The 22,963-nt window shown below is 61.7% G+C and carries 16 protein-coding genes and 2 pseudogenes; 8 read left to right on the forward strand and 10 right to left on the reverse strand.

What is annotated here, in order from left to right; genetic code table 11:
* Together Q8K05_RS03115 and Q8K05_RS03120 are read left to right on the forward strand one after the other, a co-directional pair.
* Positions 1–154: pseudogene (locus Q8K05_RS03115) on the forward strand (oligoribonuclease); the annotation flags it as partial.
* Between the two features lie 380 nt (positions 155–534).
* Positions 535–2,433 carry a DEAD/DEAH box helicase gene (locus Q8K05_RS03120; RefSeq protein WP_305245075.1) on the forward strand — a complete coding sequence of 633 codons (1,899 nt, stop codon included), beginning with the start codon at positions 535–537 and terminating at the stop codon, positions 2,431–2,433.
* 90 nt (positions 2,434–2,523) lie between these two features.
* Here Q8K05_RS03120 and Q8K05_RS03125 read toward each other — a convergent pair whose 3' ends face one another.
* The 3 genes and pseudogenes from Q8K05_RS03125 to Q8K05_RS03135 form a co-directional block, all read right to left on the reverse strand.
* Complete coding sequence (locus Q8K05_RS03125) at positions 2,524–3,492, reverse strand: tripartite tricarboxylate transporter substrate binding protein (RefSeq protein WP_305245076.1); 969 nt, start codon at positions 3,490–3,492, stop codon at positions 2,524–2,526.
* Complete coding sequence (locus Q8K05_RS03130; protein WP_305245077.1) at positions 3,489–4,409, reverse strand: alpha/beta hydrolase; 921 nt, start codon at positions 4,407–4,409, stop codon at positions 3,489–3,491. The genes Q8K05_RS03125 and Q8K05_RS03130 overlap by 4 nt, the downstream gene beginning before the upstream one ends.
* Positions 4,410–4,503: 94 nt before the next feature.
* Positions 4,504–4,757 (reverse strand): annotated as a pseudogene (locus Q8K05_RS03135) (fumarylacetoacetate hydrolase family protein); the annotation flags it as partial.
* A gap of 365 nt (positions 4,758–5,122) precedes the next feature.
* Here Q8K05_RS03135 and Q8K05_RS03140 point away from each other — a divergent pair.
* Positions 5,123–5,803: a FadR/GntR family transcriptional regulator gene (locus Q8K05_RS03140; RefSeq protein ID WP_305245078.1), complete on the forward strand. Its 681-nt coding sequence runs from the start codon at positions 5,123–5,125 to the stop codon at positions 5,801–5,803.
* A gap of 114 nt (positions 5,804–5,917) precedes the next feature.
* Positions 5,918–6,808, forward strand: a complete 891-nt coding sequence (locus Q8K05_RS03145) for an alpha/beta hydrolase (RefSeq protein ID WP_305245079.1) — start codon at positions 5,918–5,920, stop codon at positions 6,806–6,808.
* A 53-nt stretch (positions 6,809–6,861) separates the two neighbouring features.
* Here Q8K05_RS03145 and Q8K05_RS03150 read toward each other — a convergent pair whose 3' ends face one another.
* A complete protein-coding gene (locus tag Q8K05_RS03150) occupies positions 6,862–7,839 on the reverse strand; it encodes a GMP reductase (RefSeq protein ID WP_305245080.1) in 978 nt (325 codons plus the stop codon).
* A gap of 500 nt (positions 7,840–8,339) precedes the next feature.
* Here Q8K05_RS03150 and Q8K05_RS03155 point away from each other — a divergent pair, with 500 nt between their 5' ends.
* The 3 genes from Q8K05_RS03155 (at position 8,340) to Q8K05_RS03165 (ending at position 12,468) form a co-directional block, all read left to right on the forward strand.
* Positions 8,340–9,167, forward strand: a complete 828-nt coding sequence (locus Q8K05_RS03155) for a motility protein A (RefSeq protein WP_305245090.1) — start codon at positions 8,340–8,342, stop codon at positions 9,165–9,167.
* Positions 9,168–9,309: 142 nt separating this feature from the next.
* Positions 9,310–9,981: an OmpA family protein gene (locus Q8K05_RS03160; protein WP_305245081.1), complete on the forward strand. Its 672-nt coding sequence runs from the start codon at positions 9,310–9,312 to the stop codon at positions 9,979–9,981.
* A 42-nt stretch (positions 9,982–10,023) separates the two neighbouring features.
* The gene (locus Q8K05_RS03165; RefSeq protein WP_305245082.1) at positions 10,024–12,468 is read left to right on the forward strand and encodes a UvrD-helicase domain-containing protein; all 2,445 of its coding nucleotides are present in this window, start codon (positions 10,024–10,026) and stop codon (positions 12,466–12,468) included.
* Between the two features lie 9 nt (positions 12,469–12,477).
* Here the strand turns inward: Q8K05_RS03165 and Q8K05_RS03170 are convergent, their stop codons facing one another.
* The 3 genes from Q8K05_RS03170 to Q8K05_RS03180 are packed head-to-tail and all read right to left on the reverse strand — an operon-like array spanning position 12,478 to position 14,629.
* A complete protein-coding gene (locus tag Q8K05_RS03170; protein ID WP_305245083.1) occupies positions 12,478–13,278 on the reverse strand; it encodes a BPSS1780 family membrane protein in 801 nt (266 codons plus the stop codon).
* Positions 13,275–14,249, reverse strand: coding sequence for a homoserine kinase (locus Q8K05_RS03175; protein ID WP_305245084.1), 975 nt, complete (start codon positions 14,247–14,249; stop codon positions 13,275–13,277). Before Q8K05_RS03175 ends, Q8K05_RS03170 begins: the two co-directional genes overlap by 4 nt.
* 44 nt (positions 14,250–14,293) lie before the next feature.
* Positions 14,294–14,629 (reverse strand): hypothetical protein, encoded by a 336-nt coding sequence (locus Q8K05_RS03180; protein ID WP_305245085.1) that lies wholly within the window; start codon positions 14,627–14,629, stop codon positions 14,294–14,296.
* A 73-nt stretch (positions 14,630–14,702) separates the two neighbouring features.
* Between Q8K05_RS03180 and polA the strand changes: the two genes are divergently transcribed.
* Complete coding sequence (gene polA, locus Q8K05_RS03185) at positions 14,703–17,531, forward strand: DNA polymerase I (protein ID WP_305245086.1); 2,829 nt, start codon at positions 14,703–14,705, stop codon at positions 17,529–17,531.
* A 543-nt stretch (positions 17,532–18,074) separates the two neighbouring features.
* Here polA and Q8K05_RS03190 read toward each other — a convergent pair.
* The 3 genes from Q8K05_RS03190 to Q8K05_RS03200 form a co-directional block, all read right to left on the reverse strand.
* Complete coding sequence (locus tag Q8K05_RS03190) at positions 18,075–19,415, reverse strand: HlyD family type I secretion periplasmic adaptor subunit (RefSeq protein ID WP_305245087.1); 1,341 nt, start codon at positions 19,413–19,415, stop codon at positions 18,075–18,077.
* Positions 19,412–21,184 carry a type I secretion system permease/ATPase gene (locus Q8K05_RS03195; protein WP_305245088.1) on the reverse strand — a complete coding sequence of 591 codons (1,773 nt, stop codon included), beginning with the start codon at positions 21,182–21,184 and terminating at the stop codon, positions 19,412–19,414. The genes Q8K05_RS03190 and Q8K05_RS03195 overlap by 4 nt, the downstream gene beginning before the upstream one ends.
* Before the next feature lie 66 nt (positions 21,185–21,250).
* Positions 21,251–22,963, reverse strand: a 1,713-nt coding sequence (locus tag Q8K05_RS03200; RefSeq protein WP_305245089.1) for a cadherin-like domain-containing protein, incomplete at its 5' end; no start/stop codon positions are given.

Consider the following 22,963-nt stretch of genomic DNA (forward strand, 5'->3'; position numbering starts at 1 on the left):
CAACGTGGACGTGAGCACCTTCAAGGAGTTGGCCAAGCGCTGGCGGCCCGAGGTGTACAGCGGGTTTAAAAAACGCCAGATGCACACCGCCCTGGCCGATGTGAATGAATCCATCGACGAGATGGAGCACTATCGCAAGCACTTCCTGAAGTGATTTTTAAGCGTTTTAGGCCTTTTCCGCTTATTGGACGGGGGTAAGAGGCTATTTTATTGATAGCATATAAGGCGCGGTATGAAACGCCACAGGTGTGCTGCAACAAGCTCTCTTGTGTAAAGATTGGTAGAAACCCGCGAACCGTGCCATAATCATGGGCTTGCAGTTGCACACCCCGTGTACTGCATTTGTACATCTACCTCACACTTTTGGACTCTTCTAACAGGGTCACCGCTTCAGGCTGAATTTCCTCCTGAGCAGCATATTCGTTTGATGGTTGGTGTTTTATTAACCATGAACGAAGCCTTCTGCATCGCGGGAGGTGGAGTTTCCTGTCCATCGCCAAAAGCGTTGCGGACAGGGGATTAGTGAGAAAAAACATGACTGACTCTTTTGAGGCTCGTGGCGACTTTTCGCCCGAAACTACCGAAACCATTTCTGACCTGGAAATCAACGTGATTCCAGACTTTTCTTCCGACGAGCCTGTTGCGGAAGCAAGCTCCCTGGAAGCCGTTGTCGCCGAGCCTAATGGCTTTGTGAAGCTGGGCCTGGCCAAAGAACTGCTGCAAGCTGTAGCCGACATGGGTTTTACCCAGCCGACCTCGGTGCAGATGGCCACCATTCCCAAGGCTATGCAAGCCCTGGATGCTGACCCCAAAGCGCCAAAATTCACCGACCTGCTGGTTTCCAGCCAGACCGGTAGCGGCAAAACCGCTGCTTTCCTGCTGCCCGTGCTGCACACCCTGCTGAAACAGCAGGAAGAGGCCGAGCGCAACGAACGTGCCGAATTCGAACGCCTGAGTGCTGAAGCCGTCGCCCGTGGCGAAGCGCCTTTGAAAAAGCCAAAGCGCAAAGACCCGACCAACATGCGCAATTTCAAGGCCGCCACCCCTGGTGCGCTGATTTTGTGCCCGACCCGCGAGTTGGCCCAGCAAGTTTGCGCTGACGCCATCGACCTGGTTCGCCATTGCCGTGGCCTGCGTGTTGCCAACGTTGTCGGCGGCATTCCTTACCAGTTGCAAATTGCCAAGCTGCAAAATGCCGACCTCGTCGTGGCCACGCCCGGCCGTCTGCTGGACCTGCAGCGCAGCATGCAGATCAAGCTCGACCAGGTGCAATTCCTCGTGGTTGACGAAGCCGACCGCATGCTGGACCTCGGCTTTGCCGACGACCTGACCGAAGTCAACCAGCTCACCATCGAGCGCAAGCAGACCATGATGTTCAGCGCCACCTTTGCGCCGCGCATCATGCAACTGGCTACCCGCGTCATGCGCCAGCCACAGCGTGTCGAGATTGACTCGCCGCACGAAAAGCATGCGTCCATCACCCAGTCGCTGCTGTGGGCCGACAACATGACCCACAAGCGCAAGCTGCTGGACCACTGGCTGCGCGACACCACCATCAACCAGGCGATCGTGTTTGCCTGCACCCAGGTGGAATGTGACGGCCTGGCCAATGACTTGGTGCAAGAAGGCTTTAGCGCCGTGGCGCTGCATGGCGCTTTGGGCCAGGGCCTGCGCAACCGTCGCCTGATGGCTTTCCGTGACGGCCGCGTGCAGATTCTGGTGGCGACCGATGTGGCCGCCCGCGGTCTGGACGTTCCGACCATCACCCACGTCATCAACTACGGCCTGCCGATGAAAGCTGAAGACTATGTGCACCGCATTGGCCGTACCGGCCGTGCTGGCCGCGAAGGTCAGGCGATCACGATTGCCGAATTCCGCGACCGCCGCAAGATCCAGGACATCGAGCACTACACGCAGCAAAACCTCAAGGCCAGCGTGATTGCCGGTCTGGAGCCGCAGCAGCGTTTTGCACCAACCTCCGAGCGCCCGCGTGGCAATTTCGGTGGTGACCGCAATGACCGTGGCGGCCGCAGCTTTGGCGGTGGCGACCGTGGTGGCTTCGCTGGCCGCAAGCCAGCCGGCGGTGGCTTTGGTGGCGGTAATTCGGGTGGTGGCTTCGGCGGCAACCGTGATGACCGTGGTGGTGGCTTCCAGGGCCGTCCCGCAGCACCTCAGGGCAATGCGTATGCCGACCGTTCCGGTTTCAATGACCGTGGCCCACGCCGGGAAGATGATCGTGGCTTCGGTGGCGGCAACAGCAACAGCTTTGCACCACGCGAAGATCGCAACTTTGGCGCCCGCAACGAAGGATTCGCACCCCGCCCTGATTTTGCGAACCGCAAGCCCGCGTTCGCCAGGCCAGCCGGCAAGGTGTTTGTGCCACGCGATGCCGCTAAAAATGCTGGTAAATTCTCCAAGCCGACACGTGACTGACCGTAAGTGCTGAGTCACCGCTGACCGGCAAAAAAGCCGCTGCAAACCGAAAGGTCTGCAGCGGCTTTTTAATTTGTCCTGCCAGCCAGCTTATTCCAGCTTGATGCCTGTGTCCCTGATGACCTTGGCCCATCGCTCCATATCCTTGACCATATAGTCAGCCATGGCCTCGGGGGTTGATGGCGTCGGTTCCACGCCTGCGTCATAGAGCGCTTTTTTGGTCTCAGGTGCGCTCATGACCTTGGCGATTTCGCTATTGAGCCGTACCACGATGTCCCTGGGTGTACCTGCAGGGGCCAGCAAAGCCAGCCAGACCGATGCTTCATAACCCGGCACGCCGGCCTCCTGCATGGTCGGCACGTCCGGCAGTTGCGGTATGCGTTTGGCCGTGGTCACGGCCAGCGCCCTGAGGCGGCCCTGCGGAACCTGCGACAGCGCATTGGGCACGCCGGCAAAGCTGCTTTCGACCACACCGGCGACCAGGTCGGTTGCAGCGCTGCCGCTCCCACGGTAGGGGACATGCTTGAGCGGTGCGCCGGTCATGGACACAAACAGCCCGCCCATCAGGTGTTGCGAGCTGCCGTTGCCTGAAGACGCGTAGTGGATGGTCTCAGGCGCGGCTTTGGCCAGCGCCACCAGTTCCTGCACGTTGCGCGCCTGCAGCTTGGGGTTGACCAGCAGCACATACGGAGAGTCCACCAGCTTGGAGATAACGGTAAAGCTCTTGATCGGGTCGTAAGGCATGTTTTTGTAGATAGACGGACTGATCACATGCGTGGTCGAAACCATCACCAGCGTGTAGCCGTCGGGCGCTGCCTTGGCGACGAAGTCCGTGCCTATGGTGGAGCCAGCCCCGGCCTTGTTTTCAACCACAAACTGCTGGCCCATCGCCACCGACAGCTTTTGTCCCAGGATGCGCGCCACCACATCGGTAAAGCCTCCTGGCGCAAAGGGAACTATCAGTTTGACCGGCCGGTTTGGATAGGCCTGCGCAAGTACGGCCCCCGAGGCCAGCGACAGCGCGCAGGCCAGTGCCACCGAGTTGAGTAGTGCTTTCATGATTCACCTCCATATGCCGGTTCGGGCATGGTAAAAAAGCTGTGCAGAATGTGATAGACCATCATGTAGTTTTTTTGCTGGAAGCTGGCGTGCGAGATGCCTCGCATGACGCTGAACTGCTTGTTCATATTGGGCAGCAGAAGGAAAAAATTTATCAGGTCATCCATGCCCGCAATGCCGTCGTATTCGCCGCGCAGGATGATGCAGGGTACGGGCAGGTTCTTCGGGTCCAGCAAAGGCAGTCGCGAGCACATGTCCACATAGGTGCCGGTGGGCATCGAGTTGTCCAGGGTCAGGATGTCATCGGCAAACGCATTGACGGTGTTCTCGTCAGCAGTGCCGGGATGGTCGCGCTGAAAAATGCTGTGTACGAATGCGCGGTCTATGGGCCGGCGGTTGTTGGCCAGAAACTCCGGCAGTTTTTTCTTGCGCTGGTCCAGCGTGTGGCTGCCTTCGCCCGTCCAGACAAAGGCGTCAAGCGCCAGCTTGGCTACCCGTTCGGGGTGCCGCTCGGTAAACAGGGCCGCTTTCAGCGCGCCGGAAGAAATGCCGTACATGAGCAGTGACTCGGCGCCGGTTTGCTTCAGTATGTACTCGCTGCCCACGGCCAGGTCGTCGGCACCGTTGCTGATATCGAAATTGATGTCGCGGTGTTTGTCCGAGCGGCCATAGCCTTCGTTGTCCATGGTCCAGGTGTCAAAGCCCTGGTCACAAAACCAGTCCATGGCCGACGAATAGGGGCGACCCGGCACAGCCAGATCAAAAGTCGGTTGTGAGGCCATGGAAGAGCCATGCACAAAAAACACCGTGCCCGCAAAAGGCACGTTGGGCGAGGCTTTTTTCTCCCATAGAAAAAGTTTGATGTCGCCTTTTTGGGTCCAGTGCTCAACACCGCCGGTCCACGTCACATTACTCATCAAAGTCTCCTGTTTTAATGGCGCTGCATAGCGCCTGGTCCATGCTTCAAGGCTTGCACCTCATAGCGTCTTGCAAAAAAGTGCCGAAAAAAATTCACATAAACCGGTTTTCGAGCACGCCTATCCCGTCGATTTCAATCCGCACCACATCACCCGTCTGCAGGTAGCGGGGTGGCGTCAGGCCCATGCCCATGCTGGCGGACGTACAGCGTGATGCCTCGTGAACAGGTTTCTATCAGTGTGGGGATGTCGAAAGATCAAGTCCGTGGTCTGGCCGTCCTGGCGCAGCTCACCATTGACCCCGCCGCGCACCCGGGTACGGGTGCCGTCAAGTTCATCAGCCGTCACTGGACAGGCCGAGGGGTGTCACGGACAGATCGTCTCCGGAGACCAGACCTACCTGTCTTTGCCCATTCCATAAGTAAGTGGCTATGCGCAAAATGTTTCCTTTTGTCCTGGTTGTGGATGCGTGCCAGTTTTTTCTTCACTGCACCAGTGCAGCGAGAGAATCTGCAATTTCAACCAAAACCATCCAATAGTCAACCAAATTAGCGCGTAAAAATCCCCGAAATCGGGAAAACACTGAGCAAATAAGGCGTTAATAGCAATATTTTATGAAACCAATTAAGCCCAATATGGAAATACTTCCGGGCTTAAAACCAAATTGGTATCATCACGTCAATTTCACTCAGTCATTTCATCGACTTGTTCTCATGAGCTTTATGGACAGCGCCGCAGCCTTTGAAGAAAGCATTCTTGACAATCTGAAGTCGCGCAAATGGCGTGCGGGCCACCGCATTCCGACTGAGCGCGTCTTCAGTGCGCAAAGCGGCCTGAGCCGGTCCACGGTCAGGCGCGTGCTGGCGGGCCTGAAAGCACGGGGCTTGATCACCCAGACGGTGGGCAGCGGGACCTATGTGAGCGCCCAGGTGGCCGAGGTGTTGGGCGGCACGCCCGATGCAGGGGCGGCGCACTCCACCAGTCCGGCGGAGCTGATGAGCGCCCGCCTGGTGCTGGAGCCGGCCATCATCGACATGGTCATAGGCAATGCCAACTCCACCGATTTCGCGCGCATGGAAGAATGCTGCAGCAAGGCCGAGGTGGCCACCACGCTGGAAGACTTCGAGCGCTGGGACAGCATGCTGCACGAGGTAATCGCCGACGCTGCGCACAACGCTTTTATTGCCAGTGTGTTTCGCCTCATGAATCAGGCGCGTTCGGAGGCGGAGTGGGGCATGCTCAAACGGCGCAGCGCCAGCCCCGAGCGCCGGCTCGAGTACCAGCAGGAGCATCGCGCCCTGGTGACGGCGCTCAAGCAGCGCGACGGTGTGCAAGCCAAAGCGCTGAGCACCGAACACCTGGTTCACGTTCGCCGCAATATGTTGGGCTACTGAGTCCTGCGCTCTTGGGTGGGCGAAAAAATAACCGCTTGCAACACCAGTGTGCCGTCCGGGCGCAAGCTGTGCCAGGAAAAGGGCAGCGGTAAAAAAAACATGAAAGAAGCACGCATGAGCAGTTCCGCGGCAAATTTGGACCCCCAGTGGCTGGACAGCATGTACAACAACCGCGCGCTGGTGCCCGATCATGCGGATTACTTCAGGCGCTGGGATCTGGACTCCCGGCGGGTGCGTAAAAGCCTGCCTTGCCTGCTTGATGTGCCCTATGGCAAGGGGCCGGCTGAAATGCTGGATGTTTTTCCCGCCAGCCCGCCTGGCTGCAGTCCGATTGATGCGGCTGGCGCGCCCGTGCTGGTGTTCATACACGGCGGTTACTGGCGCTCGTTGGACAAGGCCGATCATTCATTTCTGGCGCCTGCATTTACCCAGGCTGGCGCTTGCGTGGTGGTGCCCAACTATGGCTTGTGCCCGGCAGTGAGCATTCCCGACATCACGCTGCAGATGGTGCAAGCCTTGGCATGGACCTGGCGCCATATTGCCAGGCACGGTGGCGATCCCAGTCGCATCACCGTGATCGGTCATTCGGCCGGCGGCCATCTGGCGGTCATGCTGCTGGCTTGCAAGTGGCAGGCCTACGCCCCTGATCTGCCGGTCGATCTGCTGAAAAATGCCTTGTCGATTTCAGGCCTGTACGACCTGGAGCCCATGCTGCACGCACCTTTTCTCAAGGACTCGCTGCAACTCACGCCATCGCAGGTGCGCCTGGTCAGCCCGGCCGGGTTGCCGCGCCCGCGCAAGGGCACGCTTTATAGCGTGGCCGGCGGCAGCGAGAGCGCCGAGTTTTTGCGTCAGAACCAATTGATACAGCAGGCTTGGGGTAAAAAAACCGTACCTGTCTGCGAGACCCTGGACGGGCTTAATCACTTCAGCGTGCTGGAGGCCTTGGCGCAGCCTGCGCATCGCCTGCACCGGCTGGCTTTGGATTTGCTGGGGAAATCATAACGCCCTCACGCTTGTCGCTGCGTATGCTGCGCTGACCTCAGGGGGGCGCCCGGTTAAATCAGCAGGTCTTCGTTCGCGTTTTTGCCACCCAGGACGACGTAGTTGACCTTGCGGATGTCCATGAGGCGGGTTCCGCCCGAATAGCTGATCGCGCTCTGGATATCTTCTTCCATCTCGCGCAGCGTATCGACCAGCTTGCCCTTGATCGGCTCCAGGATGCGTTTGCCTTCCACGTGCTTGTACTCGCCCTTGTTGAAGTCCGAGGCGCTGCCATAGTATTCCTTGAAGAGCTTGCCGTCGACCTCGACGGTTTGACCCGGGCTTTCTTCCAGGCCGGCCAGCATGGCGCCAATCATCACCATGGTGGCGCCAAAACGGATTGATTTGGCAATGTCGCCATGCTCCCTGATGCCGCCGTCGGCAATGATGGGCTTGGTCGCCACGCGCGCGCACCACTTGAGCGCTGACAGCTGCCAGCCGCCTGTGCCAAAACCGGTCTTCATTTTGGTGATGCAGACCTTGCCCGGGCCAATGCCGACCTTGGTCGCGTCGGCGCCCCAGTTCTCGAGGTCAATCACCGCTTCGGGGGTGGCGACGTTGCCGGCAATCACGAAGGAGGCGGGCAGTTTTTTCTTCAAATAGCCGATCATTTTCTGCACGGTATCGGCGTGGCCGTGGGCAATGTCAATCGTGATGTAGTCCGGCGCCAGGCCTTCGGCCACCAGCTGGTCCACCGTGTCGTAGTCGGCTTGTTTCACGCCCAGGGAAATCGACGCGTAGACGCCTTTGATTTTCATGTCGCGTACGAACTGAAGGTTGTCCAGATCGAAGCGGTGCATCACGTAGAAATAGCCGTTTTTCGCCATCCAGACGCAGATGTCTTCATTGACCACTGTTTTCATGTTGGCCGGCACCACCGGAATGCGGAAGGTGCGACCGCCCAGTGTGACGCCCGCATTGCATTCCGAGCGGCTTTCCACGCGGCATTTGCGCGGCAACAGCAGGATGTTGTCGTAATCGAATATTTCCATGTCTTCCAAGCTCCTTCAAGGCTGTTGATGAACAGAAGGCGCTTGGACTGGTCCGGTTTTTGTCTGCAGGTCCGCATCGTCAAGTTGCGCCAGCCACCAAAAAACCGGGCGCAATTGCCTGGGCCCGGTGCGTGATTTTAGGCGCCTGGGCGCACTGCGCACATGGGGCGGCCTGTATACCCGTTATATGCAGAGAATGATCCTGCGGAGAGCGTAATGCTTTTCAGGGTGCTTCGCAGCGTGATTGCGCGGCGGCCATGACCTGAGACCCGGGCGCCAGCAGCGCCAGCGCTGCGACCAATTGCGCAAAGAGAAGAGGTGAAGGGCGTGTCATAGAGAAAAGGGATTCATCTGGGTCTTCTACACTAATCGCTGTTATCAGAATTAGCGCCAGGCTGCCCGCTCCTGCAAAACCCTGACGTCGCACGTCAGAAAACCGGGGTCGGGTATCTGCATTGGTCGGCCCCGACTCCCCATTGCCTATCCACATGATTACACGCATGAATCCTTCCACGCTGATCGGCATGGTTGCCAGCTTTTTCCTGTTGGCAATCGTGCTGTTTTTTGCCGCCGATGATCCCCGGCAGTATGTGGATTGGCCAAGCTTGGGTATTGTGCTGGGCGGTACCCTGGCTGCGACATTTCTGAGCTACCCGCTCAAGGAGGTGTTCAGGGTGTTTGGCCTGATCGCCACCGTGATGCGCAACGAGCGCATGTATACCCGGAATGACATCAATGAATTGGTCCTCATTTCGAAGCTGTGGATTAAAGGCGACCTGCATGCCGTGGAGCGGGCTTTGGAGAATGTGACCAACCCGTTTTTGCGCACAGGGGTGCAGTTGGTGATTGATCAGACAAAGGAGGAGGACATCCTGGACTTGATGCAGTGGCGCATCTTGCGCCTGCGCGCCCGCGAAGCCGCCGAAGCGCAATTGTTTCGTGTGATGGCGAGCTTTGCGCCGGCCTTTGGCATGATAGGTACCCTTGTGGGCCTCATCAATCTGATGAGTTTGCTGGGCGGTGGTGACCTGCGTGCGATCGGTCAGCAATTGGCGGTAGCGCTGATGACCACCTTTTACGGCATCTTGCTCGCCAACCTGGTTTTCAAGCCGGTGGCAGTCAAGCTTGAACGTCGCACCGAGGCGCGAGTTGTGTTGATGAACATGGTGTTGCAAGGCATCTCGATGATGTGCGAGAGGCGCAGCCCGGCGCTCATGCGTGAGACCCTCAATTCCTTCGTTGAGCACCATCAGAACGAAATTTTTGATGGTCGCGCGCCTGGTAAAAACGGTGAGGAAAGTTCCCTGGCGCCGCAGTCCAATGGCTGATCACGATCAGACATTGGACGACGGCGCCATTGCTTCATCGCGGTCCAGGACGCACCCTCCAAACGGCTCTTCTCCTGCGTCCGCCCCGCGAAGGGTCCTCGGGAGTAGCCGCTTTGCGCGCTGGAGTCTTGAAGCCGCGGTCGTGCCTGAGGAGGAGGGCTGGCTTCTGACTTACCTGGACGTCATCACTTTGCTGCTCGTGATGATGGTGGTGATGCTGGCGTTCGCCGGTTCCGGCTCCCGGGGCGCCCCTGCCAGTACGACGACCGGGGTGGCGCCTTCTACGCAGGCGTCAAACCCCGTTCCGGCCATTGGCATACCCGGCAGCGTGTCGCCCCTGTCTTTGCCGGTGGCGCTCGCTGAACCTGAACCTGCCATTCAAACTGATCTGCTGTCGGGTTTGGCGCTGGATGGCCTGGACAAAAATATTGAGGTGATCGTGAACAAGGGCACGGTCAGCTTTCGCATTAGCAGTGAAGTCCTGTTCAATTCGGCCGAGGCCAACCTGAGTGGGCCGGGGCTGGGCGTGATGGGCCGCCTGGTGCCGGCTCTCAACAGCGTGGCTACCTACCGCATCGTCGTCGAGGGGCATACCGACAACGTGCCGATCCAGACAGAACGCTTTCCGTCCAATTGGGAGCTCTCCACGGGCCGGGCTGCCAGCGTGGTACGGTATCTGCAAAGCCAGGGCGTCGAAGCTGCACGCATGCGTGCGACCGGCTATGCCGACACCCGGCCCATCGCACCCAATGACACGGCGCAAGGGAGGGCCACTAACCGGCATGTGGAAGTGATTCTGGAGGCGTCCAGGTAAAAGCAGGCATGGGGTTCGCCATGAGGCTTTCTACAATAGGCGATGTTCTCAGAAGTCGCGCCCACATCCCCCCTCTTGCAAAATCTCAATCCAGAGCAGCTGGCCGCGGTGACCTTGCCCGCCACCCACGCCCTGATTCTTGCCGGGGCCGGTTCCGGCAAGACCCGCGTGCTCACCACCCGCATTGCCTGGCTGCTGCAAACCGGCCAGGTCTCGCCTGGCGGCATTCTGGCCGTGACCTTTACCAACAAGGCTGCCAAGGAAATGCTGGTCCGGCTGTCCGCCATGCTGCCCGTCAATGTGCGCGGCATGTGGATTGGCACCTTCCATGGGCTGTGCAACCGCTTTTTACGCGCCCACTACAAGCTGGCCAACCTGCCGCAGAGCTTTCAGATCCTCGACACGCAAGACCAGTTGTCCGCCATCAAGCGGCTGTGCAAGCAGTTCAATGTGGATGACGAGCGCTTTCCGCCCAAGCAGCTGATGCGCTTTATTGCCGGCTGCAAGGAAGACGGCCAGCGCGCCAAAGACCTGCCGGTGCGCGACGAAGAAAGCCGTAAAAAAGTAGAAATCTACGCGCTGTATGAAGACCAGTGCCAGCGCGAAGGCGTGGTGGATTTTGGGGAACTGATGCTGCGAAGCTATGAGTTGCTGCGCGACAACCCCCCGATACGCGAGCATTACCAGCGGCGCTTTCGCCACATCCTGATTGACGAGTTTCAGGACACCAACAAGCTGCAATACGCCTGGATCAAGATGCTGGCCGGGCAGGGCGATGATGCCGCCCCGTCCATGCCCGGTGGTTCGGTGGTGGCCGTGGGCGACGATGACCAGAGCATTTACGCCTTTCGCGGCGCCCGTGTGGGCAACATGGCCGACTTTGTGCGCGAGTTTCATGTCACGCACCAGATCAAGCTGGAGCGCAATTACCGCAGTTTTGGCAATATCCTGGACTCGGCCAACGAGCTGATCAGCCACAACAGCAAGCGGCTGGGTAAGACGCTGCGCACCGAGGCCGGTCCCGGCGAGCCGGTGCGGGTCTATGAATCGACCAGCGATTTTGCCGAGGCGCAGTGGTTTGTCGACGAGGTCAAGCAACTGGTGCGTGACGGCAACTCTGCGAAGGAAATTGCGCTGCTTTACCGCAGCAATGCGCAGAGCCGCGTCATGGAAACTGCGCTGTTCAATGCCGGTGTGCCCTACCGGGTGTATGGCGGCCTGCGCTTTTTCGAGCGCGCCGAAATCAAGCATGCGCTGGCCTATTTGCGCCTGCTGGACAACCCGCACGACGACACCAGCTTCATGCGCGTGGTGAACTTTCCGCCGCGCGGCATCGGTGCGCGCAGCATCGAGCAGCTGCAGGACATCGCCCGCGCTGCAGGCTGCTCCTTGCATGACGGCGTCAGCGCCGTGCCGGGCAAGGCCGGCGCCAACCTCGGCGCCTTTGTCACCAAGCTGGATGTCTTGCGCGAGCAGACCGCGGGCCTGAGCCTGCGCGAAATCATCGAGCTGGTGCTGCAGCACAGCGGGCTTGAAGCGCATTACAAGCTGGAGAAAGAAGGCCAGGACCGGCTGGAAAATCTGTCCGAACTGGTCAATGCTGCCGAGTCTTTCGTCAGCCAGGAAGGCTTTGGCCGCGATGCCGTGGCCCTGCCGGTCGATGAACTGGGCGCGCGGCTGCACCTTAGCCAGTCGCCGGCCAGCCAGGGGCTGAACCCGACGGCGCCCGCTTCGGACGCGCTGCTGCCTGAATTTTTGGCGCCCGATGCCGAAACCGGGGAAACGCTGTCGCCGCTCGTGGCCTTTCTCACGCATGCGGCACTGGAATCTGGCGATAACCAGGCGCAGGCCGGTCAGGACGCGGTGCAACTCATGACCGTGCATTCCTCCAAGGGACTGGAGTTTGACTGCGTGTTCATCGCCGGTCTGGAAGACAGCCTGTTTCCGCATGAAAACGCCATGAACGATGTGGAAGGGCTGGAAGAAGAACGCCGCCTGATGTACGTGGCGATCACGCGCGCGCGCAAGCGGCTGTACCTGAGCTACTCGCAAACGCGCATGCTGCACGGCCAGACGCGCTACAACCTCAAGAGCCGGTTTTTTGACGAACTGCCGGCGTCGGCCCTTAAATGGATCACGCCAAAAAACCAGGGGTTTGCGTCCGGACTGGGCGCGGGAGGCGAGACGGGCGGCTGGAGGGGTGCTACTAATTCAGGAGCTTCTAGTTCCCGTGGTGATTGGGCTAGCAGCCTTTTTTCTTCAAAATCAGGCGGTGCGGAGCGTTTTGCCAGCCCACCGGTGCCACCGCAGCGCAGCGCGCCCTCGCATGGCCTCAAAACCGGCATGCAGGTGTTTCATGCCAAGTTTGGCGAGGGCAAGGTGCTGATGCTGGAAGGCAGCGGCGATGATGCACGCGCGCAGATCAATTTTCCCCGGCATGGCGTGAAATGGCTGGCCTTGAGCGTGGCCAAGCTCACGATCGTGTAGGGGGACGGCTCAGGAAACGTTTTCGGCGCCGTCCGGCACGTCGGTCGGCGTGGCTTCAAAACTGTCACGAAAGGTGAAGTAAATCGAGGTGAAAAACATCGCCACAATCACCAGCGCGACCGGAAACATGGCCACATTTGCCAGCATGGGGTTGCCCAGCAGGCTGGAAATCAGCGCCACCACGATGGTGGCCAGCACGAAAAGGCCGGTCCAGGCCAGCCCGAACACGGTCAGCGCGCCAAAGTTCTTGTAGCAGGCCATGAAGCTGAAAAACAGGCTTTTGACCGGTGACACCCCGTGCCAGTGCACCAGCGCGGGCGCGTGCCAGAACAGCAGCGACAGCGGCAGGTACAAGCCCATGGCCACCCACATGGCGGTCTGAAAGCCGCTTTGCAGCACCAGCTCCTCGGTGATTTTTCCGCCCACGAGGTAGAGCTTGGCAAACTGCCCGCCGTCAAACAGGGCCGACACGCCCATCAGGATCAAAAAGCCCAAGGCATACAGCGCACCCAACACCAGCATGGCCCGCATTTGCTGCTGGCCCGCACGAAAGGCGCTGATCAAAATAGAGGGCATCGGGAAGTTGCCTTTGGCGGCCTCTTGTGTCGCGGCCATCAGTCCCAGCGTGGCCGCCGGCAGCAGGGCCAGCGCCAGCGCAGCACCCACAAAAGGCACCATCGTGGCAACCGAGAGCAGGGCCATGAACATGAAAAACAGGCCCGACATGGCCAGCGGCTGCTTGATGAAGGTGGTAATGCCCAGCTTGACCCAGGTCAGGCCGGTGCGGGCGGGAACAATATGTAGTTTCATGGGACTCCGCAGGCGGGGGGGGATAAGTGGCCGGCAGGCAACAAAAGCGCCCGCAGTACGCGTTCAAAATGGCTGGGATCGTGGGCCTGGAGCACGGCGGCCTCGCGAGGCAAATGGAAATCCCAGAGCCGTGAAATCCAGAAGCGCAGCGCTGCAGCGCGCTGCAGGGCCGGCAGCAGGCTGCGTTCCTGCGCCGTCAGGGGGCGCACGCGCTGGTAGGCGGCCAGGAAGGCGCCGGCCCGAACCGCGTCCTGCGCACCGCTTTCCAGGTCAATGCACCAGTCATTCAGGCAAACGCCAATGTCAAACAAAAAGGTGTCGCAGCCCGCAAAGTAAAAGTCAAAAAAGCCGCTGAGCTTGCCGCTGTCGAACATCACGTTGTCGCGAAACAGGTCGGCGTGGATCGGGCCGCGCGGCAGGCTGCCGTAGCTCGAGGAGGCCGCGATATGGTTTTGGTAGGCCAGCTCGCCCAGGATCAGGCTGCGCTGCGCTGGCGTCAGGTGCGGCAGCACCACGGGCACGGTGTCGTTCCACCAGTCCAGCCCGCGCAGGTTGGGCTGATGCCGGGGGTAGTCCAGCCCGGCCAGGTGCAGGCGTGCCAGCGTTTCGCCCACTTGCGCGCAATGGTCGGCCGTGGGCGCCAGCTCGCTGTGGCCGCGCAGCTTGTTGACGACGGCGGCGGGCTTGCCCTTCAGGCGGTGCACGATCACGCCCTTGGCGTCCGCAGCCGGGTCAGGCACGGGGATGCCACGTGCCGCCAGATGCTTCATCAGGTGCAGGTAGAACGGCAACTGCTCGAAGGTCAGGCGCTCAAACAGCGTCAGCACGTACTGGCCCTGGCTGGTGTCTACAAAATAGTTGGTGTTTTCAATGCCGCCTGCAGCACCCTTGATGCTCTGCAGTTGCCCCAACTTCAAGGCGTTCAAGAACGCTGCAGCCTCGTCAAACGAGACTTCGGTAAATACGGCCATGCCTGAAACTGAACCCTGAACTTAAATAAAAGAAAACTGAAAATTTAAAACTTCAGCACATTCCAGACGCGGGAGCCATTGGTGTCGCCGCTGGACGCCGCGGGCGCCGCACCCCGGGCGCCTTCCGCTGGCTTGACCTCGTAAGCCGGCACACCGGTTTTGGGTTGCACCACAATTTGCTGGGTTTCGCCGCCTACCCGCAACTCATCAATGCGCGAGCCCGCGTCTTCGGTGCGGATGCGCTGAATCGCCCGGTCTGGACGCCCTGCTTTTTCCACGGCAGCGGGCGCTGCACCAGGCGCAGGCGCCTGCGCCACGGCTGCAGCCAGCGGCAGCAGGGCGAGCGCGGCGAAAAAGGGAAGGCGAAGGGCGTTTTTCATGTCTGCATTGTAGGCGGGCTGGTTCGCCCAGGCTTGCCGCCCATTCCCGCAATATCCCCGACAATCTGGCGCTATGAGCTCTGACAAAAAAACACTTCTGCTGGTCGATGGTTCCAGCTACCTGTACCGCGCTTTTCATGCCATGCCCGACCTGCGCGTCAAGCCGGGCGACCCGCTGAGCCCGGCCACAGGCGCCATTCGCGGCATGATCAACATGATGCAAAAGCTGCGCAAGGACGTGCGCGCCGATTACGCGGTATGCGTGTTTGATGCCAAGGGGCCGACCTTTCGCGACGCGCTCTACCCCGAGTACAAGGCCCAGCGCTCGGCCATGCCCGATGACCTGCGCAGCCAGGTCGACCCGATTCACGAGGTGGTGCGCCTGCTGGGCTGGAAAGTGCTGGCCGTGCCCGGCGTGGAGGCTGACGACGTGATTGGCACCCTGGCCTGCATCGGCTCGCGCCAGGCCATCGAAGTCATCATTTCCAGCGGCGACAAGGATCTGAGCCAACTGGTCGATGAACACATCACGGTGATCGACACCATGAATGACCGCCGCCGCGACCTCGCGGGCGTCGAAGCCGAATTCGGCGTGCCGCCGCGCCTGATGGTCGATTACCAGACACTGGTCGGCGACACGGTGGACAACGTGCCCGGCGTACCCAAGGTCGGCCCCAAAACGGCGGTGAAGTGGTTGCTGGAATACGGCTCGCTCGATGCGCTGGTGGCCCGCGCCAGCGAGATCAAGGGCGTGGTGGGCGAGAACCTGCGCCAGGCCCTGGGCTGGCTGCCCACGGGGCGGGCGCTGGTGACCATCAAGAAAGACTGCGAACTGGCCGACTACATCGACGGCCTGCCCGCCATGGAATCCCTGGCCATTGGCGGCCAGCAGACGGAGGCTTTGAAGGCGTTCTATGAAAAGTATGGCTTCAAGGGGCTGGTCAAACAAATCGACACTGAAAGCACGCAGCCCGAAAGAATAGGCGGGACCGAGGGCCGCCAGCCTTCCGCCAAGGCAAAAAAAGCAGCCTCGCCCAACGAGCCCGGCCTGTTTGACGGGCCCGCCTTTCTCGACACGCCGCTGGAGGAGCGCGCCAGCAACCTCCGGTACGACACCATTTTGACGTGGGAGGCGTTCGAGCGCTGGCTTGCCAGGATTGAAACCGCCGAGCTGGTCGCGCTGGACACCGAAACCACCTCACTCGACGAAATGCTGGCGCAAATCGTCGGGCTGAGCTTCAGCGTCACGCCCGGCGAGGCCGCCTATATTCCGCTGACGCATGACTACCCGGATGCTCCCGCGCAGCTGCCGCTGGACGAAGTGCTTGCGCGGCTTAAACCCTGGCTTGAAAACCCGGCCAGGCTCAAGTTGGGCCAGCACGTCAAGTACGACCGCCATGTGTTTGCCAACCACGGCATTGAAGTGCAGGGCTATGCCCACGACACCATGTTGCAAAGTTATGTGCTCGAAGCGCATAAACCGCACGGGCTGGCCAGCCTGGCCGAGCGGCACCTCGGGCGCAGCGGCATCAACTATGAAGACCTGTGCGGCAAGGGCGTGCACCAGATCAAGTTCAACCAGGTCGATATTGCCAAGGCCTCGGAATACTCGTGCGAAGACTCCGATCAGACACTGGACGTGCACCGCGTGCTGTGGCCGCAAATCGAGGCCAATGACAAGCTGCGCTTTATTTATGAACTGGAAATCAAAAGCAGCGAGACCCTGTTTCGCATCGAGCGCAACGGCGTGCTGATTGACGCGCCCACGCTGGCCAAACAAAGCGGTGAGCTGGGCGCGCGCATATTGCAGCTGGAGACCGAAGCGCACGAATTGGCGGGCCAGATTTTCAACCTCGGCTCTCCCAAGCAGATCGGTGAAATTTTCTTTACCAAACTAGGCCTGCCCATCGTCAAGAAAACCCCGAGCGGCGCGCCTTCTACAGACGAAGAAGTGCTCGAAAAGCTGGCCGAAGACTACCCGCTGCCCGCCAGGATTCTGGAGCACCGGGGCCTCTCAAAGCTCAAGGGCACCTACACCGACAAGCTGGCCCAGCTTGCGCACCCCAAAACGGGCCGGGTGCACACGCACTACGCGCAGGCCATCGCCATCACCGGCCGCTTGTCGAGTAACGACCCCAACCTGCAGAACATTCCGGTGAAAACCGCCGAGGGCCGCCGCGTGCGCGAGGCCTTTGTGGCACCCGCCGGCAGCGTGATTGCCAGCGCTGATTACTCCCAGATCGAGCTGCGAATCATGGCCCACATCAGTGAAGACGAGGCCTTGCTGCGCGCCTTCACCGAAGGCATGGACGTGCACCGTGCCACCGCCGCCGAGGTGTTTGGCGTGGCGCCCGATCAGGTCAGCAGCGAACAGCGCCGTTACGCCAAGGTCATCAATTTCGGGCTGATTTACGGCATGAGCAGCTTTGGCCTGGCGCGCAATCTGGGCATTGAAACCAAGGCCGCAGCCGCCTACATCGACAAGTATTTCCAGCGCTACCCCGGCGTGAAGCACTACATGGACGAAACCCGCCTGTCGGCCAAAAGCAACGGCTATGTGGAAACCGTGTTCGGCAGGCGTTTGTACCTGCCCGAGATCAATTCGCCCAATGGCCCGCGTCGCAGCGGTGCCGAACGCGCCGCCATCAACGCGCCCATGCAGGGCACGGCGGCCGACTTGATCAAGCTCAGCATGAACCAGGTGCAGCAGGTGCTCGACGACGAAAAGCGGGCTACCCGCATGATCATGCAGGTGCACGACGAGCTGGTTTTTGAAGTGCCCGAGGCGGAAGTCGAATGGGTCAGAACCGAGATTCCGCGCCTCATGGCCGGGGTGGCCGAGCTCAGGGTGCCGCTGCTGGCCGAGATCGGCTTTGGTGCCAATTGGGAGAAGGCGCACTGAACCGGCCCTGAGGGCCTGTTCATGAATAACGTGCACCCTTGACTCGCCAGCGCCAGCGCGCTGCGTGGTTGCGAACTGCTTGTGCGGCTATGCTGGGCAAGAGCCGGCGAAAGAACCAATGGCCTGTTGAATCGCATTGGCGTCGTACGGCCCACCCTTCGGTCCGTATGCTGAGTTCTTTCCATGCTGCTCTGCGATCTTGGAGATCACACACCCGCGTTGCTTGCCGGTCAAGTAAGTGCGCCAGGTTGACGAGTTGATATACGCGTTGGCCACAGCCGGGGGGGCGGGTATTCAGCGGTCGAGTTTGCGACTGTTACTTGCTCGCTGTCACTACCGCTGGGTCTGGGTGGCGTTCTGCGCCGACTTGGATTGCGCTTCGTTCAACACCACCAGTTCATCGCCTTCTTTCACTCGCTGCCCCTCCCGCCGACACCTGACCACGCCAACTGCTCATGGCTAGGTCCACCGGCGAGAGCGCCCCCTCAGCAGGATGGACGCCGTGCGCATGCAAGCCCTGCTCCATGCCCACCTCTGTACGGTTTAGCGTTCGCGCCCGGCGCGTCGCAGCACCTGCGTCACCGGCTCGGCCAGGTACTGCAGCGGCGTGCGTGCCTCGCCTTTGATGAACACCTCGGCCGGCATGCCGGCCTGCAGCTTGACGTCGCCGGCCTGCGCCAGCGAGGCAGCGTCGGCCTCGATCAGCGCCACGTAATACGCCTGGTTGGTGGTCCGGTCCACCGTGCGGTCGGCCGCCAGGTAGAACACCTTGCCTTCGACTAGCTTGGTGGTGCGGTACTTGAACGCGGTAAAACGGATCTCGGCGGCCTGACCCTGCTGCACCCGCGCCACGTCCTCGGTGCGGATGCGTGCCTCCACCACCAGGCGCGGATTGCTCGGCACGATGTCGGCGATCGGTTCGCGCGGCGAGACCATGCTGCCCGGCGTGGTGAACTTCAGGTTGATGACGTCGCCGGCCACCGGCGCCACGATCACCTGCCGGCTCGACGCGTCGGTGGTTTTGCGCTGCTCCTGTTCGATTTCGGTCAGGCGCGCGGAACTCACCTTCAGCTGGTCGCTGGCCTGCTGCCGGTAGTCGCCCTCGAGCCCCTTGATGCGCAGGTCGGCGTCGACCAGGCGTTGCTCGGAGCGCGCCAGCTCGGAGCGTCGTTCCTCCAGCTTGACGCCGTAGTCAGCCACCGTGGCCTCGAGCTGCGAGATGCGTGTCGCGGAGATAAAGCCGTCTTTCAGCAGGTTGCGGTTCGTCTCCAATTCGGCACGCTGGTACTTCAGCGAGTCGGTCGCCAAGGTGATCTGCGCACGCAGCGCAGTCGCCTCCTGCACCACCTTGGCCTGTTGCTGACGCAGTAGCACCGATTGGCCAACGAGCGCGTCGCGCCGCGCGCTGAAGAGTGCGCGCTCCTTCGTCATCTGCTCGGCCAGGCGCGAATCGGCGCGCGCCGCGTCGACCACATCGGCCGGAAAATCCACGGCCCGGGCCGACAGTTGCTCGGCTTCGAGCCGCGCCAGGCTGGCGCGCTCAGCCATCACGCGGTAGTTGAGCCGGTTCAGGTCTGCGTCAACCGACACGTCGCCGAGCACCAGTAGCGTCTCGCCCTGCGCCACGTGCTGGCCGTCGCGCACCATCACCTCGCGCACGGTGCCGCCCTCGGCATGCTGCACCACGCGGCGATCCAGATCGACCTTGACAAACGAACTCGCCACCACCGCCGCCGACAAGGGCGCCAACGCCATCCACGCCGCCACCGGAACAACGCCCAGCAGCAGCACTGCGGCGGCGCGGCGCGCCAGCTTGCGCGCTTCGAGCAGGTGCTGCTCAAGCGGGGCCTGCGGATCGAGGGGCGACATCACGGCGGCGCTCATGACGCCTTCTCCTCGCGAAGATTCAGAGCATCGTCATTGCCGGCCGCGTGCGGCGCATGGGGGGCGCGCGGCATCGCCACCACCTGGGCACCGCCGCCGGCGGGGGCCGCGGCGGGCTGGCTCTTTTGCTGCATCGCCTTCATCACGTCGGCGATCGGCCCGTAGTGCTGCACCTTGCCGGCGTCGAGCACCAGCATCTTGTCGACATGCTGGATCAGCGTGGCGCGGTGCGTTACCACCACTACCGTGGCCTGCCCGCGCAGCGAGCGCAGCGTTTCGGCCAGCGCCAGTTCGCCGGCCCCGTCCAGATTCGAATTGGGCTCGTCGAGGATCACCAGCTTCGGGTCGCCATACAGCGCGCGCGCCAGTGCAATGCGCTGGCGCTGCCCGGGCGAGATGACTGCGCTGTGCGGGTCGACCATCGTGTCGTAGCCCTCGGGCAGCGCCAGGATCAGCTCATGCACATGGGCGCGCTGCGCGGCCTGCACCACCTGCGCCGAATCCACCGCGCCGAGCCGCGCGATATTCTCGGCCACCGTGCCGGGGAACAACTCCACATCCTGTGGCACGTAGCCCAGCCACGGGCCCAGGTCTTCGCGCGGCCACTGCGTCAGGTCAGCCTGGTCCAGTCGCACCGTGCCGGCGGTCGGCTTCCATACCCCCGTCAGCAGCCGCACCAGCGTCGACTTGCCGGCGCCGCTGGCGCCGATGATGGCCAGCGACTCGCCCGCATCGAGCTGCAGCGACACACCGGCCAGCAGCATGCGTTCGCCCTGCGGCGCGCGGAACATCAGGTTTTGCGCCAGCAGCTGACCACGCGGTGCCGGCAGCGCCATGCGGGCCGGCTCCGCTGCTGCGGCGCCGAGCATCTCGCTCAGGCGTCGGAACGCGGCCCGGCCCTCGGCCAGTACCTTCCAACTGCCGACCACCAGCTCGACCGGCGCCAGCGCGCGGCCCAGCAAGATGGTGCACGCAATCATCACCCCCGGCGTGGCCTGCGCGCTGATGACCAGCCAGGCACCCACCGCCAGCATCACCATCTGCACCGCTTGGCGCAACGTGCGCGTCAGCGCCGCCATCGCCACCGTCTTGGTCGCGGTCGGTTGCTGCAAAGCCGTGACCTCGGCGTTCTTCTGCCGCCAGCGCGCGATCAGCGCATCGGTCATGCCCAGCGTCTGCGCCACTTCGGCGTTCTGCAACGAGGCTTCGAGGTAGCGCGTGGCGCCGGCCGCGGCCCGCTGCAAAGCCTCGATCTCGCGGCGCGTGATGAAGTCATTGATCAGCGCCAGCGCCAGCATCAGCAGCGCCGCCCCGGCCGCCGTCATGCCGAGCACCGGGTGAGCGAGCCAGATCACCGCCACGTAGACAATCACCCACGGCGCGTCAAACAGCGCCAGCAGGCCCTGGGCCGAGAACAGCGCGCGCAGCGCGCCAACGTCGCGCAGGCCCTCCGAGGTGCCACGCCCGCTGCGCCGTGCGCCCTGCACGACGACGATCTTGGTCACCGCCGGCGACAGCGACTCGGCCACGATGTTGCCGGCTACGCCCTGCAGTCGGGCGCGCAGGTAGTCAAGCGCCAGCAACAGCACCATGGCCACGCCGGCACCGATCAGCAGCACCAGCAGCGTCTCGCCGCTCTGGCTGGCCAGCACGCGGTCGAACACCTGCAGCATGAACAGCGCCGGAACGAGCAGCAGCAGGTTGACGAAGAACGACAGACCCGCGACGTGGAGCAGCGGGCGTTTGAGGAGTTGGAGGAGTGTGTTCATGGGCGAGGCGGAATTTAGAAAATCCTACCCCCAGCACCTTGCGGGCTGGCGGCAGGATCTCACGGTCTAGGACCCAAGCTTGATATCGAGGTTGTCGAAGGTGCCCGTAAGACCAGCTAGGTCGAACTTGGCGAACGCAGTCGCATCCGACAAGCTGCCGCCGTTGGCATCGTAGTAGAGCGTTCCCGTGTGGCTGTCATAAACGATGTTCACTGCAACTCCGACTGACTGCGATGCCACGGCCACCGAGGTACTGTCAACGACCGCATAGTCCGTGGCCGAGAGAGGCCCGCTGGTTCCCAGACCAAAAATCGCGTTGGACAGCAGGATGGCGTCGACGCCGCTGGCGGCGCTACCGCCGCCAGCATTGAAGTCCTTGATGGTGTCGATGTTCGTCGTCGCGTTCAATGCGGTGTCGAAGAAGAACGTGTCGTTGCCCGCGCCACCGTACAACACATCGTTCCCATCTCCACCATGAATTTCGTCGACACCGTCCTGCCCAAACACGGTGTCATCCCCGCTTCCGGCGAACACCACGTCCTTGTTGCTTCCACTCGCGGATGACATGGCGTAGATGATGTCATCCCCGGTCGCACCGGTGAGTGAATCTGACGCGTTGTTCTTTCCTGTGATGATAGTCAGCGTCTGCTCAGGAGTTTGCAACCCACCCGCGTCGGTCGACACGAACTTCAGGGTGTACGTCGAGCTGGCACTCAAGCCCGTGGACGTGGTCAGCACGCCCGTGGCAGCCCCCAGCGCAAAACCTGCACCCGTGCCACTGCTGAAGCTATAGGTGAAGCCGGTCGTGTTGTCCACGTCGTCCGTGGTCAGCGTCGCGATCATTTGCCCGGCTCCCGGCAGCGTGTTGCCTGACGACCATGTGGCAGCGTTGAAGTCGATGTCGGTGGGCGCATCGTCCGCACCGTTGATCGTGACGGTCAGCACCGCCGTGTCTGTGAGGCTACCGTCGGAGACCGTGTAATTGAAGCTGTCGGTCAACGTCTCCCCCACGTTCAACGCCTGCACCGCGTTGTCGGTTTCGTTGATGACGTAGGTGTAGCTGCCGTTGGCGTTGAGGGTCATCGTGCCGTGCGCTCCGACGAGACCGGACCCAAGGGTTCCGGCCGTGCCCGCGCCTTCGACCGCCCCGGTCCGAATGGTGTTGACCACCAGGCTCGCCGCAACGGTGTCCACATCGCTGTCGTTGGCCAACACATTGCCGGTAGCATTGGTACCGCCCATGCCATTATTCGTGCCGCCCTTCTCGGTGGCGCTGCCTGTGTCGTTGCCTGCCGTCGGTGCATCGTTGACTGGCGTGATGTCCAGCGTGGCGCTGCCATCCGCCGTCAGCGTGCCGTCGGTGACGGTGTAGCTGAAGCTCACCGCGCTGTCGTCGTTGAGCGCCGGGGTGTAGTTCCAGGTGCCGTCGAGGTTGTTGAGCAGCGTGCCGGTGCCTGCGGAGATCGCCAGGCCGGTGGCCGTCAGGGCCGGGCCGTCCACGTCGCTGGCGTTGGCCAGCAGTTGGGCTTGCGTGATCACACGCGCGCCGTTGTCCTCGGCAATTGCCACCAGCGTCACCGGCGTCGTCGTCGGCGCGTCGTTGACCGCCGCCAGGCTGTAGCTCTGGCTGGCCGCCATCGTGCCGCCGTTGCCGTCGACCACGTTGTAGCTCAGCGTGACCGCGCCGTTGAAGTTGGCGCTCGGGGTGATCGTGAACGTGCCGTTGCCGTTGTTGACCACCGCGCCGTTGCTGGCGCTCAGGCCCGACACCGACAGCGT

It is taken from the genome of Polaromonas sp., assembly GCF_030682935.1.
In the GTDB taxonomy this organism is placed as follows: Bacteria; Pseudomonadota; Gammaproteobacteria; order Burkholderiales; family Burkholderiaceae_C; genus Polaromonas.

What these genes read in the sequence shown, in the direction of transcription:
- Q8K05_RS03120 (WP_305245075.1), top strand. Translation starts at nt 535, where the DNA reads ATGACTGACTCTTTTGAGGCTCGTGGCGACTTTTCGCCCGAAACTACC.
- Q8K05_RS03125 (WP_305245076.1), bottom strand. Translation starts at nt 3,492, where the DNA reads ATGAAAGCACTACTCAACTCGGTGGCACTGGCCTGCGCGCTGTCGCTG.
- Q8K05_RS03130 (WP_305245077.1), bottom strand. Translation starts at nt 4,409, where the DNA reads ATGAGTAATGTGACGTGGACCGGCGGTGTTGAGCACTGGACCCAAAAA.
- Q8K05_RS03140 (WP_305245078.1), top strand. Translation starts at nt 5,123, where the DNA reads ATGAGCTTTATGGACAGCGCCGCAGCCTTTGAAGAAAGCATTCTTGAC.
- Q8K05_RS03145 (WP_305245079.1), top strand. Translation starts at nt 5,918, where the DNA reads ATGAGCAGTTCCGCGGCAAATTTGGACCCCCAGTGGCTGGACAGCATG.
- Q8K05_RS03150 (WP_305245080.1), bottom strand. Translation starts at nt 7,839, where the DNA reads ATGGAAATATTCGATTACGACAACATCCTGCTGTTGCCGCGCAAATGC.
- Q8K05_RS03155 (WP_305245090.1), top strand. Translation starts at nt 8,340, where the DNA reads ATGAATCCTTCCACGCTGATCGGCATGGTTGCCAGCTTTTTCCTGTTG.
- Q8K05_RS03165 (WP_305245082.1), top strand. Translation starts at nt 10,024, where the DNA reads ATGTTCTCAGAAGTCGCGCCCACATCCCCCCTCTTGCAAAATCTCAAT.
- Q8K05_RS03170 (WP_305245083.1), bottom strand. Translation starts at nt 13,278, where the DNA reads ATGAAACTACATATTGTTCCCGCCCGCACCGGCCTGACCTGGGTCAAG.
- Q8K05_RS03175 (WP_305245084.1), bottom strand. Translation starts at nt 14,249, where the DNA reads ATGGCCGTATTTACCGAAGTCTCGTTTGACGAGGCTGCAGCGTTCTTG.
- Q8K05_RS03180 (WP_305245085.1), bottom strand. Translation starts at nt 14,629, where the DNA reads ATGAAAAACGCCCTTCGCCTTCCCTTTTTCGCCGCGCTCGCCCTGCTG.
- polA (WP_305245086.1), top strand. Translation starts at nt 14,703, where the DNA reads ATGAGCTCTGACAAAAAAACACTTCTGCTGGTCGATGGTTCCAGCTAC.
- Q8K05_RS03190 (WP_305245087.1), bottom strand. Translation starts at nt 19,415, where the DNA reads ATGAGCGCCGCCGTGATGTCGCCCCTCGATCCGCAGGCCCCGCTTGAG.
- Q8K05_RS03195 (WP_305245088.1), bottom strand. Translation starts at nt 21,184, where the DNA reads ATGAACACACTCCTCCAACTCCTCAAACGCCCGCTGCTCCACGTCGCG.